The sequence below is a fragment of the Wolbachia endosymbiont of Pentalonia nigronervosa genome (assembly GCF_014534705.1).
In the GTDB taxonomy this organism is placed as follows: Bacteria; Pseudomonadota; Alphaproteobacteria; order Rickettsiales; family Anaplasmataceae; genus Wolbachia.
Map to the genome: position 1 here is coordinate 1 of NZ_JACVWV010000026.1, position 15,121 is coordinate 15,121.

Sequence of the window (15,121 nt, forward strand, 5' to 3'; positions counted from 1 at the left end):
TTGCGTAAATGAGCGTTTTTTCCATTTTACAATAGTTTTCGGGATAGCGTTCAGAAAGTTTTGCTATGCTCTCTTTACTATTTTGTATTGCTCTACGCACCGCCTCTGTTGTCTTGGCGCACCCATGTAATACTTGATAATTCCTCCTTTGATGGTATTTTTTTCTCATATTTTATTATACCATCACTCTTTGGGACTGCACACCTAATTCAATCAGAGTTTTTTTATTTCTGGGAACTCCTTCATTTAATACAAATCTTATATACATCACTGCTATAGGTGCAAGACCGACAACACCCCCTGCAGCTGAAGGTTGCAAAATTGTAAAACTTAAAACACAACCCGTAAGAGCTCCTATTGCAGATGTTACTCCAAAAAATCTTAAATCTTCTTTACCCATAAACCTTTCTTTATTTATAATAGATATTACCATTTTTATATTAAAAAGTTGCTAAATTAGTAAGGTGTCTTATAATGGCAAGCTAAATTAGCTAACTCTACTTCTAGAATATCCTGTATTTTTAATGTCTTTTTTTCCGTTATTTTACCTATACAAGAAAAAACTACATCTCTGAATAACTCTTCAAATCTTTTCTGATTTTGTGGCGCAATAGTCAGCAATATTCGGCTTTGAGATTCAGAAAACATAATAGTTCTTATATCAGCGCTGTTTGTCGACACCAATGAAAAATCTACTTCAGCGCCAAGATCACCTGCAATAAGTGATTTCACTAAAGCGATAATCAGCCCTCCTAGATTTGGTGCAATCGCCGAAGCTATAATACCGGACTTAATAGCTTTATTATAGCACTCATAAAGCTTTCTAGCATTTTGTGCATCAACCTTTGGTACATTATTGTTCCCTACTCCACTATATAACTGATACTCTGATCTACCTAGTTCATCGCAGGTAATGCCGAGTATATATATCAAATCGCCCGGGATTTTTACATCTAATGATACCGAATTTTCAATGTCTTCTATGATACCAATAGCTGAAATAAGCAATGAAGGTGGCGCAGATATTTTTACCTCATTACCGTTTTCATCGTATCCCTTAAAGTCATTGAACATGCTATCTTTACCTGATATAAACGGTGTTTTAAACGCAGTTGCATAGTCATAACAAGCTTCAGCTGCTCTTTTTAATTGCCATAATCTTTCAGGATTATAAGCATCACACCAGCAAAAATTATCAAGTATCGCTAAGTGATCTATGTTTCCTCCTATTGCCACATAGTTACGTATTGCTGTATCAATTGCACATGCTGCCATGTGATAAGTATCAATCTCTCCATAACTTGAACCAAACCCTTGTGACTTTACTATGCCACGCGTTGAAGAAAAAATAGGCCGTGAAACAATTGCTTCACTACACACTCTTCCTTTACCTTGTAAGGGCTTTAAAATCGATGATCCCTGAACTTCATGATCGTATTGCGTGACTATAAACTCTTTACTACATATATTTGGCCTACTTAGCATTTCCTTTAGTTCAATTTCTATAGGAACATCGACAGTTCTTTTTTCGATTTCTACTGATTTGCCTGACCAAGGTTTTGTTTTTAGATGCATCTTAGGGTTGCCATCATGCAAAAAATGGGTTTCTATATCTATTATAGGTGGACCTTGGGAGACTTGAACTCGAGCCCTTTTGCTACTATTAAACTCCCCAATAACACTGAATTCTACATCATGTTTCTTCATGATTTGCTGAAGCATAGGAAGGTTTTCTTGTGGTACTGCTAAGGTCATACGTTCTTGTGACTCTGATATCCATATTTCCCAAGGAGCCATATCATTGCTTTTGAGTAGAATTTCGCTTAAATCTACGTCAAATCCATTTTTTCCCATTTCACCTATAGAAGATGAAAGTCCCCCTGCCCCATTGTCCGTTATTGCATTATAAAGACCAAGATTACGTGCTTCAATAATGGCATTAGATAGCTTCTTTTGCGTTATAGGATCACCAATTTGAACGACTGTGGAAGGACTACTCCCTGACAACGCTTCTGAAGAAAACGTTGCACCATGGATCCCATCTCTGCCAACCCTTCCACCTATAATGACAATTTTGTCGCCATCTTTTGGTTCTTTCATATATGAAGGAGCATGATTTATATTGCGAGGAATAATTCCTACACTGCCAACAAAAACCAGAGGTTTACCGCAAAACCTATCATCAAAATATGCGGAACCTAGTTGGGTTGGAATACCAGAGCAGTTTCCTCCGACATTCACTCCGCGAATAACTCCTTTCATGATGAATTCTGGTAACAAAACCTCATTTTTACATTCTTTATCTCTATACAATTTACCCTTTACTTCATTAGCAAAACAAAAGTAATAAGTATTCATTATAGGTTCTGCACCTTTACCAAAACCTACTATATCTCTATTAACGCCAAGTATGCCTGTCATCGCTCCACCAAATGGATCAAGAGCTGAAGGGCTATTGTGGGTTTCGACCTTATCTACAATCAAGTGGTCATCATCAAAAATTATGCCACCCGCGTTGTCAGCAAAAACAGATACACATATACTAGAATTTATCTCACGTGTTGCACGTTTAATATAATGTGCATAAAGACCATCTTTTATTTCATCGATAGGAGAACAAAAAATATTGTGCTTGCAGTGTTCAGACCAAGTTTGTGCTAAAGATTCTAGCTCAATATCATGCGGATCTCTACCAAGCATATTAAAATGATCCCTGATTGCTTTCATTGCAGATAGAGAAAGCCCTAAAGTACCGTTACCATCAATTCCTTCTCTGCTGATTTTTTCAAGCTCTTGATCAGTGACATTGAGATTTACAGACTTTGTATTATACACAGGCAGGTTTGTTGCAGATTCATTGAATCTGTTGCAAACTGATCCATAATATTTCCAATGATAATTGTCATTCTCTTTATGTATGAGTGTACAATATTCAGTAATAGAATTAAAATTTTGCTTTATATCATACTCAGTTGGTATGTCTCCTTTGCCCAGGATTAACCTTGAACTCTTCCCGCTGACATAAATATTCTCATCTATATAACATTTACTTATTAAATACTCTCTAACAATTTGTCTTGTTGTATTGCCTAAATTATCAGTCATGCCAGGTAGAAGGCTTATTTCAATTGCCCATGGCTCTGTAAGTTCATATTGCACTTCTTTTAGGCTCTTATCATATAGGTAATAACGGCAATCTTGTATAATTTTATTATAAAATAAGGTACACATTTCCTCGCACAGTTCCGATGTTAATTCTTTATCTATATAAATTGAATAAACACTCACTTGTGCACATTTGTTTGAAACTTCTATTCTGATATTTGTCATATAATTTAGTAGTACGCTTTTATATATAATAACATATTTTACTGCAGGGTGTTTACACTACTTCATGAATTTTCTAATCATAGAAACATCACTACATTCAAAAATTTCATCCCCAACAATTTGAAATTCTTCATGTCCTTTTCCTGCAACTAGAAGAACCATGCCTTTATTATAAGCAATGTTTATACCTTTTTCTAAAGCTGCTTTTCTGTCTCCTACTTCTAACGCGTTAGGGCAATGCAATAAAATATCATGTCGGATTTTTGCTGGGTCTTCATCACGTGGATTATCATCCGTAATTATTATTCTATCTGCATATTTCTGGGCAATTTTACCCATATCAGAACGCTTTGCTTTATCACGATTTCCACCACACCCAAAAACTAGAACTATCTTCTTTCTAAAGTGCAATTTTAAAGATAATAAGGATTGTTTCAACGCATCTGCAGTATGGGCATAATCTACAAATGCAAAAGAATTTACTTTTTCCATTCTGCCTTTAGGAGAATGAAGTTTTTCTATGTGCATCTCTCTATAATCTAATCTAGATATGGCCATAGCACACAGTAAGTTATGCGCTTGAAACTTGCCAAATACTGGAAAAGTTATATTATAAATTTTGTCATACATTTTGATTACAAGATATTGACCATCTGCAATCAGTGTTTGTTTCAATAGAGTAATTTGAGTGCCTTTTTTACCGTAAGTTATAATTCTATTTCCTCGTTCGTGAGCTATGTTGAGCAATGTATTGCATTCATCTATATCTGCATTTAATATTGCTGTTTCTCCCTCCGGCAATACCTCATAAAATAACCTTTTTTTTGCCTCAAAATACCCATCCACATTGCCATGATAGTCTAAATGCTCTGGTGAAAAATTGGTAAAAGCTGCCGCATGCAACCTTAATCCATGAATTCTATATTGATCTATACCATGACTTGAAGCTTCCAATACTAAATTTTCTACGTTTTTATTATTAATATCACGCAATATAGCATAAAGATCATCTGCACTTGGGGTGGTTAAGTTACCATTGTTATATCTCTTGCCAGTATCAAAACATGTTCCTAATGTTCCTATAGATGAAGCATTAGACCCAGCATTTTGCCAAATTTGGCGGCAAAATTCTACCACCGAGGTTTTACCGTTCGTACCTGTGACAGCCGCTATATATTCTGGCTGCTTGAATTGATAAAACCTGCTAACTATTTCACTGTATATTTTTTGAGGATTGGGATGAAATATTATTCTCATTCCAGTAGTTACAGTAGTATCTGAAATAACATTGATATTTGGATAATTTTCATTTATTACCGCTACAGCTTGAAAAGATTTTAAGTCTCGTTCTGAGATACAAACAAAAAGGTAACCTTCCCGAATTTTTCTTGGATTACATGAAACTCCTTGAATTTCAGCATCAAAGTTAAGATTGATAATATTATGCAATAACTCTTTTAGTCTCACATTCTGTTTCCTTTCTTTTAAGCTCCGAATTTGGCAATCTTGCTAGTGCAGCATCAAGGTCTTCTATTAAATCTTCAGAATCTTCTAGTCCACAAAATATTCTCACGTAACTCCCACTATAATCGGATTCCATTACAGACCTTGTCATGGATTTACAATCTATTGGTAATATCAAACTATCACAACCTCCCCACGAAGCACCAATACTAAAAATTCTCATGTGATTCACCATGTTACTCAACTCTTCACATGAATACTGACGATCTAGTACTATGCTAAATACGCTACTTGCCCCTTTAAAATAATTTTTCCACAATTTGTGTTGAGCGTGTGATGGCAATGCAGGATATAAAACTCTACTAACCTTAGGATGCATTTCCAACCATTCAGCTATTTTAATGGCCGTTTTTTGATGCTGCATCATGCGTACATCAAGCGTTCTCACCCCCCGATGTGCAAGGTAACAGTCGTACGATTGAACAGTTATTCCATAATTTTTATAACTCTCGTAAAGCAATTTAAAAATTTCACCTTCAGCAATCATAGCACCCATTAACAAATCTGAATGGCCTGCCAAGTATTTTGTCACTGCATACAGCGCAACATCAACACCATAATCTAGCGGTCTAAATAATACAGGAGTAGCCCATGAATTATCGCAAACGGTAACAATACCTCGGTCCTTAGCTACCTTTACTATATGCTCTATATCCGAAATTTCAAACGTTATAGAACCTGAAGTTTCAATCATTATCAATGAAGTATTACTTTGTATAAGGTGCGTTATATCCCTAGTTGGATCATAAAAAGTTACTTCTATTCCTTTTTTTGGTAACTCATTTTCAGCAAACCTCCTAAGTCGGTAATAGCTATTGTCTTGAATTAAAACATGAGAACCAGCTTTGCTAAAAGTTAAAATAGCAAAAGTAATAGCAAACAATCCAGAAGGGTAAATTAATGCTTGACCTCTACCTTCAATTTCAGCAAGTGCATTTGAAAAATAATGAACAGTGGGAGTGCCAACACTACTATAGCTATAGTCTCGTGCAACTCCATCATTTATAACATCGTATATACTCTCTCCAATTGATGCATTTAAGTAATCTTGATAAGTAGGAAATAATATAGTAGAGGAGTGATAAACCGGTGGGTTCATAGAACCATTGTAATCCTTAAACTTCCTTCCAGCTTTAATTAGTAAAGATTTTTCCTTCACATTTTTATTTTTTGTTTTTTACATTGTATTCGCTTTGTGTGTATAAGTGAAGCGAAATCGCATGTATAAGTTTTATTTCATTCTTCAATAAATTGTAAATTAACTTATGTCTTTCTAGAGATCTCATATTAATAAAATCATCAGACACTAAGATTAGCTTAATATGTGAAGGCAGTGTTGAAGGAGCAGCAAAATAGTGATCAGCATGTTTTATTGATTCATCAACAATGTTAATATCAATTACATTTATTGCATCACGTATCCGCTGCTCTATCACATGCATTAAAACACTGCTTCCTCTACAGCTTGTTCTTTATTTTCCATAGCAATATTATTATCACTATCAATAAGATTATAGTTATCATTTCCCAGGCATTCCCTAATTTTCATTTCTATCTCGTTTGCAACTTCCTTGTTCGTTTTAAGGTAATTTTTTACATTTTCTCTTCCTTGTCCAAGGCGTGTATTATTATATGAGTAATAAGCACCTGCTTTTTCAAGCACACCAAGCTTTGCTCCCATGTCTATTATTTCTCCAAGCTTTGATATTCCTTCATTGTATATGATATCAAACTTTGCTTCTCTAAATGGAGGTGCGACTTTATTTTTTACAACTTTTACTCTTGTTTCGTTCCCTATTATATTTTCCTTATCTTTTATTGCACCAATCTTCCTTATATCAAGCCTTATAGAAGTATAAAATTTTAATGCATTGCCACCTGTAGTAGTTTCTGGATTTCCATATACTACCCCTATTTTCATACGAATTTGATTGATGAATATTAGCACACAATTCGCTTTTGACACTGCAGAAGTTAATTTGCGCAATCCATGACTTAGAAGCCTAGCCTGCAAGCCCATATGCTGGTCACCCATATCACCCTCAATTTCTGCTCTTGGCGTTAAAGCTGCAACGGAGTCAACAACTATCACATCAACTGCCCCTGAACATACCAAGTATTCAACTATATGCAATGCCTGCTCTCCTGTGTCAGGTTGCGAAATTACCAAATCATCCGTATTGACTCCAAGTTTACGAGCATAAAATACATCAAGTGCATGTTCTGTATCAATGAACGCACATGCTCCTCCTTTTTTCTGTGACTCAGCAACTACATGCAAAGCAAGAGTAGTTTTACCAGAGCTTTCAGGACCAAATATCTCAATTATACGTCCTTTTGGTAACCCTCCTCCTAAAGCTATGTCAAGAGCAATTGACTGCGTAGATATTGTATCTATTTTTTCTACCGGATTTTGTCCAAGTGTCATTATTGCATCTTTACCAAATGCTTTTTTAATCTGACTAATTGCACTGTCTAGTGCTTTTTGTTTATCAGTTTTTGTTTCTTGAGTCGCCATATTATTATCACAAATTACATATAAATATATTAACTAAAGATTAACTGGTTAGTAAAGTCTTTTTTTTCCATTCAACTTATACTAACCTAATAATTTATTTTAATAAATGTAACATATAGAACAAATTTTTTGTTTAATTAGGCTATTTTTACTGCTTTTTCTCTTTTTTTTCCACCCTTATCTTTTCATGAGGTGGCCCTGGTTTTGGTAATCTTTCCACTTGACAGATTTTAATAAATTAATTAAACTGGTATATAGTTATTAATTATGAATAAGTTATGTTTTCAATTCCAAAAACACGTAAAGAAGCACTTGCAGTATTAAGATTTAAAATACTAGGACCTAACTCACCATGGCCTGAAAAAGAAGATGAGCAACATAAAGGAGAAATCCGCAAGGCATATTACCTGTGTATACTTAATTGGCATCCTGATAAGTGGCGAACCGCAAGTCAAGAAGAGAAAAAAATTGCGGAAGAGAACGCAAAAGCAATAAATCAAGCATATGCTATATTAACAGGCAAGGAAGTAGCTGAAGTTGAGAAAGAAATGAACAACAAGACTTCTAAGGAATGTATGGAATGTCTATTTGGGTCACACTTAAGTTCTGACGGATCTCGAAAAAAGCTATATTTATTTTTTGCTCTTGAAAGCGGAATGTTAAAACAAGCAAGGTGCTTTCTAGTAAAAGGGAAAGAAAAAGAGCAAAGTAAATGTATTGACGATATTAACATAAGAACTAAACCTAACGAGCAAAATATAGAACATAAAACACCAATGCATTATGTTATACAAAATGCTTGTGAAAACCCTAATCAAGGTTGAGAAGAACTCTGTCAAGATACTCTACTGAAAAGAAAAAATACTAAATATGCCGTAGATGTGAATATTAGTGATGCAATGGGTGTTACCCTAATTCACATAGCTGCTAAGTATGGACGCACGGACTTGATGAAAATTCTGATTGATCATGGAGCAGATGTAAATGTGCTTGATAATGCGCAACGCAGTCCCCTAGATGAAGCTGTGGATAAAAATTATGTTGAAGCTGTAAGATTTCTTTTAGGTAAAGGTGCTTCAATCAGTGATAGTATGAGGATTAATGTCGATCAGAAAAAATATAGCCCTGAAATGATAGTAATGCTTTTAGGCCATCCTTCTTTTGAAATAAAAAATCAAACAACAGCAGAATCTTCCAAAGGAAATGAAACTAATCCTGTCACATCAGAATCAATGCCAGAACCGACAATAATGCAAGACAGTGCCTCAGATAATAAACAAAACAACGGTCAAGGAAGTAGTAGTTCACCACAAGAGACTGCCACGTCAGAACCAATGCCAAAAACACGTGAAGCTGCACTTGAAGTACTAGGATTTCAAGGTATGAACGAAGCGTACATAAAAAAATTACTTGAGTTTAAAGATACTCAGAATAAACATATAAAAAAAAGAAGGCACACCTCCACTGAAGAAAAAGTATCTCAAAATAATGAAATATTCTTAAAAAAACACCCACAAATTAGCTTTGAAAGAAGCAAAGAAGCCAATTACCAAACTTTTGGTGCTCACGGGACTAATGCTTTCGTGCTATTTCTAGCATTCGCTTTTGCAAATGGACAATTATTACCAGGTAATGTAAGAAAACAAACAGGAGTACCTAGGATTTCAGGTGAATCACAGGGTAAATCACGAATAAATAGTAATTTTGTATCTGTTGTAACATTACTAGATAATGATTCAAGTTTGTTCTTAGAAAATGAACACGATTCATCACACCCAAATTTTTATGCAGAAAAGAGTGTAATTCTTTCGCCATCACTAAAAGCATGTTTGCTCAAGAATGGTTTTGAGACTGAAAATGCATTAGAAGAGCATTATAAAAATTTAGCTGATGCTAGATATACAGCACTTATGAAGAGTTTTGTAAACAAATATAAACAAAGAGGTGAGGATGCAGACCTATTAGATAAAATAACGGAAATTTTTAAAGATCAATCAATGCGTGAAGTATGTATAAAATTATTAAATACTCCACTAATAACTTTAGGAGATGGGATAGGAAGGGGTGAAAATAAAAAACAGGAACAAGCAGAGATGGGCTTTGAGCGCAAAGAAGTCTTATATGAAAGGATGAACGTTAGATCTATAATAATCGATGAAGAAAGTCAAGGCTTTCTTAAAGAATTAATCAGTGCAATTAATCCAGAAATAGCAAAAAATATTGCTTGGTTTACCAATCAAGAAATAGAAGAGTTTGAGAATAAACGATGGAATATAACTGATGACACTAACTCAAAAAGGGTGCCAGAAGATCGTTTTTTAGATGCATTTATTACAAAGTTCGGTAATAGATTAAATTTTACAATTTCTCAAGATTATTATAGCACTAATATCCAAAGAAGCTTTTTATATTCATACTCACCAATTGGTCAGCGTGATGCAAAGGGTCTTACTATATTGAAAAAAGAAGATCAACCAAAAGTGTATTCTAAATCCGTAGTATATTTTCATCATGCTCAAACAAGAATGCAAAGTAATCAGCCACCTATAGTAAACAATCAGAATAGTTTATCAAACGGTACTACTAAACCAATAATACCTCAGAGTAGCGCTTCAGGTAGCAACCAAAACAACGGTCAAGGCAGTAGTTTACCAGAAAATACTGCTACACTAAAACCAATGCCAAAACCTACAACAATTCCAGTGAGCACTTTCAATAGCAACCAAAACAACGGTCAAAGCAATAGTTCACCAAAAAAGACTACTACATTAAAACCAATGCCAGGATCGACAATAATTCCAGGAAGCACTTTAAATAGCAACCAAAACAATGGTCAAGGTAGTAGTAGTTTACCAAAAAATACTGCTACATCACAAAGATTTATAATACCTCAGAATAGCAGTTCAGATAACAAACAAAGCAATAATACACGATCTTTACTTATAGATTCGGCTACAGTTGTTGGTGCAATAATTGGTGCTGTTGCGCTATATTGCTTTGCTCCATTCATTCTTGGTATCAGTGTAGGAATTGGTGCTCAGTTAGGGTTAGGTATTGCCGGTGCAGCTATAGGTGGTGGTATTGGTTATCTTACTGGTGTGGCAATCAGTTGTTGCAGTAGTAAAGCACATGCTGCTTAACCTGCACAAGCAAAAAAGAAAACGCCAATTTTACTAGGCTCTGTGAACAAAATTTTAAGCGAGCCACATAAGGGCCCCAACGAAGTTTAAAAAGCCTAAATAAACCGTGGCAGTCTTATCGAATCTTGAAAAAATCCGCCTAAAATGTTTTATTTTGCCGAAAAAGCATTCAATCAAATGACGTTCTTGATAAATATGCTCATCATAATACCTCTGCACTTTTTTATTTCTTTTTGGCGGAATGACAACCTCATACCAATTCCTAGGCTCTGTGAACAAAATTATTCTGTGAGAAAAAAGGTAGAAGAAAGAAGGCAAAATTTTTATCTCTACAGTGCAGTTAATCCAAGAAATGGCAAGGAGATTAGCTTACTTGCCCCCTATGTAAACACCGATTGTATGAATGTATTTTTGGAGCAGATGTCAAAAGATTTAGGAACACGAGAAGTTTTGCTTATTATGGATTGTGCGAGTTGGCATAGGTCTAAAGGCTTAAGAGTACCAAAAAATATTACTATAATATACTTGCCACCATACTCACCAGAGTTAAATCCAGTTGAGAGATTATGGCAATATTTGAAAGACAATCTCATAAAAAATAGAATATATGACTCTGTTAGTTTATTGGAGGATACTGTATGTGCATTCATTCGTAATATTACGGAAAGTTCGATCAAAACCATTTGTTCTGTGAGTTATTTGCCTACTTATTTGTGTGATTTGGTATAAGACGGTTAAATGGGTCGAGGATACGTTGGTAAAACATCCGGATTTTACGTTGCCAGGCCGAAAAGAGCTCTTAAAAAGTGAGATGGATATGAGGTTTTAGTGATTGATGCAACAGAAACTCCTGTGGAAAGACCAAAAAAAAGCAAAAACTATTTTATTCAGGAAAAAAGAAAAAGCACAGTATAAAAACACAAATAATCGCAGAAAAGAAGAGCAAAAAGATCATTTGTACGTCTTTTTCAAATGGCAAAAGGCATGATTTTCGGCTTTTTAAGGAATCAAAAGTGGCAATATTATCAGAAATTAAGGTTTTAGCAGATAAAAAGAAGAATCGCCAGTACATCTAGGCCTGCCTTTTTAATAATTTGTCACGTGCTTCATTTAGTTTTTGTGCAAAATATGCTGAGCCGCCTTTATCTGGGTGAATCAACTTCATTAAATTGTAATATGCATTGTTAATTTCATTATGGGTTGCTTCAGGATTTAGTCCTAATATTTTCAATGCTTCATCTTTTGACATGTTACTGCTATGAGTGTAATTTTTTCTATTATTTAATTCATTGATCAATTTACTTATCATAGAGCTTGCTACCATATTAATACTGTTTCTTCTTGCTAAAAAGAGAAAAGATATGAGCATACTAGGCAAAATAAACACAGCAACTATTACCATTAATAAAAGAAAAAAAACGAACAACATGTATATTTTTTTATTATTTTGTGATTAAATATAACAATTATAATTATATTGGTAAATGATATGTTTATTCAAATCGAAGAAACACCTAATCCGAATACATTAAAGTTTCTTCCAGGATTTGCTATTTTAGATGAAGGAAAAACTGCAAATTTTGCAAATGCAGATGAAGCAAAAAGCTCCAGATTAGCAGTGAAGCTCTTTTGCATAGAACATATAGTAAGAGTATTTTTTGGCTATGATTTTATTTCAGTAACAAAATCTAATGAGGTGAATTGGGATGTATTAAAGGTAGAAGTTTTAACTACAATTATGGATCATTTTACTTCTGGTGGAAAAGCATTAAGTGAAGAAGGAGTTAATGATAAATTAAACGAAGAATTTTTTGCTGAAGATGATGTAGAAATTGTCAATAGGATAAAAGAATTGATGGAGAATTATATTAAACCTGCAGTTGCTCAAGATGGTGGTGACATTAAATTTCGTGGCTACAAAGATGGGATAGTTTTTGTTGAATTACATGGAGCCTGCTCTGGATGCCCAAGTGCTTCGATAACTCTAAAGCAAGGAGTGCAAAACATGCTAAGTTATCACATACCAGAAGTTGCAGGTGTGGAAACTATGTCATGAGTAACCAGACAGTTCGAGGAACAAAAGATCTTCTGTTTGATGAATGGTATAAACTTAAATACATTCAACAAGTAGCAAATAACATTTCTAGTCTATATGGCTTCGTTCCTGTAGAAACTCCAATATTTGAATATACAGAGGTTTTTACAAAAACTCTTGGCGATAGCTCAGATATCATCACTAAGGAAATGTATACCTTTGATGATAAAGGAGGAAAGAGTATCACTCTACGTCCAGAATTTACAGCAGCACTAGTTAGACTATTAATTGATAAAAAATTGCAACTACCCGCAAAACTATTTTCAACAGGTCCTATATTTCGTTATGAAAGACCTCAAAAAGGCCGACAAAGGCAGTTTCACCAAATAAATTTTGAGGCTTTCGGTATAGAAGATGCAAAATCTGATGTTGAATTGATATCGTTAGGTCAACACTTATTAACCGAATTTGGTATTAATAATAATATAAGGCTGGAGATTAATTCTTTGGGTGATAGTGGAACTATCATAAAGTATCGAGAATCATTAGTATCATACTTTGAAAAGTACAAGTATGATTTGTCGGAGGACAGTCAGAATAGATTGATCAAAAATCCACTCAGAATACTAGACTCTAAGGATAAAAAAGATCAGTCAATAATTTCTGAGGCACCTAAAATAAGTGATTATTATACAAAAGAAGCTTCACACTTTTTTGATCAGGTGTTAAACGGATTACAGTTTCTTAATATACCTTATATTATAAATAATAAATTAGTTCGTGGTTTGGATTATTATTGTCATACAGTTTTTGAATTTATCACGGAAGATCTGGGTGCTCAAGGAACAGTTCTTGCCGGAGGAAGATATGATAATCTAGTATCTTCAATGGGTGGAAAATACACTCCAGCAATAGGATTTGCAGGTGGTATCGAGCGTATAATGGAATTAATAAATTATTCTCCGAGAGAGAAAAGACCCGTTTGTTTAATTCCAATTGGTAAACAGGCGGAGCTGTACTCTTTGGAACTTGCAGATAAATTACGAAAAAGTGGTCTATATGTTAATTATGAATATGGCAATACGTTGAAAGTAAAAATGAAAAAAGCAAATCAAGCAAATGCTAAAATCGCTCTGATTTTTGGTGATGAGGAGTTAAATAATAAAACTGTAAAGATCAAAGATATGGATACAGGAAAGGAAGAAGTGGTTATGTGCAATGACATAATAGAGCATATAGTATAGCCCTTCTCATAATAGCAAAATCTAGTTTAGCTATTTAAATACAATAAAGCTGTTATGTTGTTTCATAATTATATTGTGTACTTAGGATTCATCTTCAGTTATTCTATTTGCTAAAAGTAAATACACTAACTTTATGGGAATATTTTTATATAAAAATGACTTACCAGATAATCTGTTGTCTGATAACATAAGCTCTATAGCTGTTGATACAGAAGCAATGGGCCTGTTGCATGTTAGAGACAGGTTATGCCTTATACAGCTATCCCTTGGAGATGGTAATGCTCATTTAATCCAACTGACAAGAGACTATAGAGCTCCCAACTTAAAAAAAATATTAGGGAATAAAAATATAACCAAAATATTTCATTTTGCACGGTTTGATATTAGCATAATACATTATTACTTAGAAATCTTGGCACTTCCATGCTATTGTACGAAAATAGCCTCGCGTTTAACTCGCACCTACACAGATAATCATAGCTTAAAAGAGTTATGCTCAGAATTACTAGGTATTAAATTAAATAAGCAACAACAATCTTCTGATTGGGGGAGCGAGAATTTGACAGAAAAGCAGAAAAACTATGCTGCATCTGATGTTTTATACCTCCATGAAATAAAGAAAAAGCTAGATTTTATGCTGGAACGTGAAAATAGAAAAGAATTAGCCCAAAAATGCTTTGAATTTCTTCCTACTCGCATTCAATTGGATTTAATGGGGTGGGAAAATGTAGATATTTTTAACCATCAAATATAATTGATCATACCCAGAAAAAGTATGGAGAAAGTATAGTATTTCCTAAACATATGAGCTGTTATATGCGTCCTCTGCGAAACAACATGAAGTGAGTTGCTAATAAATCCTATAAAGAATCCCCAACCCGAAAGCTTCATGCCTCAAACTTACAATACCAGTGATAATATTAAATCTCATTAGCTTGATCTTATTGTATGCTTGACGGTATTTGGTTTAAAAAATATTTTCCTTTTCTACTTCCAAATATTCTAAAATGTTTTCATGTAGCCTAGTCCAGGTCATTTGCTTTTCTAAATTAGGAATAAATTCTTGAGCCCATTTACACTTAAATTCTTGAAACCATTCAGATTCAAAATCTGAGAAGATGTCTTGAAATTATTTAAGTAGCTAATTTATTAAGCATAACGGTAATCATATTAAAGAAAATATTGGTTTTTGAGGTAAGAGGAGAATGTTCGTAATCTTTGCTCATGCGCCTAAAATTGGAGAGCCAAGCAAAGGTTCTTTCAACTATCCAACGTTTTGGAATAACCTGAAATCCTTCAGCTTCGGGATCTTTTTTAGCAATTGTGAGTA

General features: G+C 34.2%; 13 protein-coding genes and 3 pseudogenes. 7 read left to right on the forward strand and 9 right to left on the reverse strand.

Annotated elements, in window-relative coordinates:
- Positions 1-175: 175 nt before the first annotated feature.
- Genes IC220_RS03720 through recA form a run of 6 tightly spaced genes read right to left on the reverse strand, consistent with a single transcriptional unit; the run spans position 176 to position 7,372 of the window.
- Positions 176-433 (reverse strand): hypothetical protein, encoded by a 258-nt coding sequence (locus IC220_RS03720; RefSeq protein ID WP_188153233.1) that lies wholly within the window; start codon positions 431-433, stop codon positions 176-178.
- Positions 434-456: 23 nt separating this feature from the next.
- Positions 457-3,330, reverse strand: a complete 2,874-nt coding sequence (locus tag IC220_RS03725; protein ID WP_188153234.1) for a phosphoribosylformylglycinamidine synthase subunit PurL — start codon at positions 3,328-3,330, stop codon at positions 457-459.
- A 57-nt stretch (positions 3,331-3,387) separates the two neighbouring features.
- Positions 3,388-4,797 (reverse strand): Mur ligase family protein, encoded by a 1,410-nt coding sequence (locus tag IC220_RS03730; protein ID WP_188153235.1) that lies wholly within the window; start codon positions 4,795-4,797, stop codon positions 3,388-3,390.
- Positions 4,772-6,013: a cystathionine beta-lyase gene (gene metC, locus IC220_RS03735; protein ID WP_188153236.1), complete on the reverse strand. Its 1,242-nt coding sequence runs from the start codon at positions 6,011-6,013 to the stop codon at positions 4,772-4,774. The genes IC220_RS03730 and metC overlap by 26 nt, the downstream gene beginning before the upstream one ends.
- Before the next feature lie 4 nt (positions 6,014-6,017).
- Positions 6,018-6,296 (reverse strand): BolA family protein, encoded by a 279-nt coding sequence (locus IC220_RS03740; protein ID WP_188153237.1) that lies wholly within the window; start codon positions 6,294-6,296, stop codon positions 6,018-6,020.
- Positions 6,296-7,372, reverse strand: coding sequence for a recombinase RecA (gene recA, locus IC220_RS03745; protein WP_188153238.1), 1,077 nt, complete (start codon positions 7,370-7,372; stop codon positions 6,296-6,298). The genes IC220_RS03740 and recA overlap by 1 nt, the downstream gene beginning before the upstream one ends.
- Before the next feature lie 278 nt (positions 7,373-7,650).
- Between recA and IC220_RS03750 the strand changes: the two genes are divergently transcribed.
- Together IC220_RS03750 and IC220_RS03755 are read left to right on the forward strand one after the other, a co-directional pair.
- The gene (locus IC220_RS03750) at positions 7,651-8,196 is read left to right on the forward strand and encodes a J domain-containing protein (protein ID WP_188153239.1); all 546 of its coding nucleotides are present in this window, start codon (positions 7,651-7,653) and stop codon (positions 8,194-8,196) included.
- 57 nt (positions 8,197-8,253) lie between these two features.
- Positions 8,254-10,512 carry an ankyrin repeat domain-containing protein gene (locus tag IC220_RS03755; protein WP_188153240.1) on the forward strand — a complete coding sequence of 753 codons (2,259 nt, stop codon included), beginning with the start codon at positions 8,254-8,256 and terminating at the stop codon, positions 10,510-10,512.
- Between the two features lie 54 nt (positions 10,513-10,566).
- Here IC220_RS03755 and IC220_RS03760 read toward each other — a convergent pair.
- Positions 10,567-10,764: pseudogene (locus IC220_RS03760) on the reverse strand (IS5-like element ISSoc13 family transposase); the annotation flags it as partial.
- 45 nt (positions 10,765-10,809) lie between these two features.
- On the opposite strand from IC220_RS03760, the pseudogene IC220_RS03765 reads away from it, so the two are divergent.
- Positions 10,810-11,241: pseudogene (locus IC220_RS03765) on the forward strand (IS630 family transposase); the annotation flags it as partial.
- Positions 11,237-11,561 (forward strand): annotated as a pseudogene (locus IC220_RS07885) (transposase); the annotation flags it as partial. The pseudogenes IC220_RS03765 and IC220_RS07885, both read left to right, overlap by 5 nt.
- Positions 11,562-11,584: 23 nt before the next feature.
- Here the strand turns inward: IC220_RS07885 and IC220_RS03775 are convergent.
- Positions 11,585-11,914, reverse strand: coding sequence for a DnaJ domain-containing protein (locus IC220_RS03775; RefSeq protein ID WP_223158762.1), 330 nt, complete (start codon positions 11,912-11,914; stop codon positions 11,585-11,587).
- Between the two features lie 87 nt (positions 11,915-12,001).
- Here IC220_RS03775 and IC220_RS03780 point away from each other — a divergent pair, with 87 nt between their 5' ends.
- From IC220_RS03780 to IC220_RS03790, 3 genes are all read left to right on the forward strand, one after another.
- Positions 12,002-12,568, forward strand: coding sequence for a NifU family protein (locus IC220_RS03780; protein ID WP_188153242.1), 567 nt, complete (start codon positions 12,002-12,004; stop codon positions 12,566-12,568).
- The gene (hisS, locus tag IC220_RS03785; RefSeq protein WP_188153243.1) at positions 12,565-13,791 is read left to right on the forward strand and encodes a histidine--tRNA ligase; all 1,227 of its coding nucleotides are present in this window, start codon (positions 12,565-12,567) and stop codon (positions 13,789-13,791) included. Before IC220_RS03780 ends, hisS begins: the two co-directional genes overlap by 4 nt.
- 133 nt (positions 13,792-13,924) lie before the next feature.
- Positions 13,925-14,545, forward strand: coding sequence for a ribonuclease D (locus tag IC220_RS03790; RefSeq protein WP_188153244.1), 621 nt, complete (start codon positions 13,925-13,927; stop codon positions 14,543-14,545).
- Positions 14,546-14,924: 379 nt separating this feature from the next.
- On the opposite strand, the gene IC220_RS03795 is transcribed toward IC220_RS03790, so the two are convergent.
- Positions 14,925-15,121 (reverse strand): transposase (locus IC220_RS03795; protein ID WP_188153245.1); only part of this gene is annotated, 197 nt, incomplete at its 5' end.

Bases quoted from the DNA above. Each gene is read 5' to 3' on its own strand.
- IC220_RS03720 (WP_188153233.1), bottom strand. From the start codon at position 433: ATGGTAATATCTATTATAAATAAAGAAAGGTTTATGGGTAAAGAAGAT.
- IC220_RS03725 (WP_188153234.1), bottom strand. From the start codon at position 3,330: ATGACAAATATCAGAATAGAAGTTTCAAACAAATGTGCACAAGTGAGT.
- IC220_RS03740 (WP_188153237.1), bottom strand. From the start codon at position 6,296: ATGCATGTGATAGAGCAGCGGATACGTGATGCAATAAATGTAATTGAT.
- recA (WP_188153238.1), bottom strand. From the start codon at position 7,372: ATGGCGACTCAAGAAACAAAAACTGATAAACAAAAAGCACTAGACAGT.
- IC220_RS03750 (WP_188153239.1), top strand. From the start codon at position 7,651: ATGTTTTCAATTCCAAAAACACGTAAAGAAGCACTTGCAGTATTAAGA.
- IC220_RS03775 (WP_223158762.1), bottom strand. From the start codon at position 11,914: ATGGTAATAGTTGCTGTGTTTATTTTGCCTAGTATGCTCATATCTTTT.
- IC220_RS03780 (WP_188153242.1), top strand. From the start codon at position 12,002: ATGTTTATTCAAATCGAAGAAACACCTAATCCGAATACATTAAAGTTT.
- hisS (WP_188153243.1), top strand. From the start codon at position 12,565: ATGAGTAACCAGACAGTTCGAGGAACAAAAGATCTTCTGTTTGATGAA.
- IC220_RS03790 (WP_188153244.1), top strand. From the start codon at position 13,925: ATGGGAATATTTTTATATAAAAATGACTTACCAGATAATCTGTTGTCT.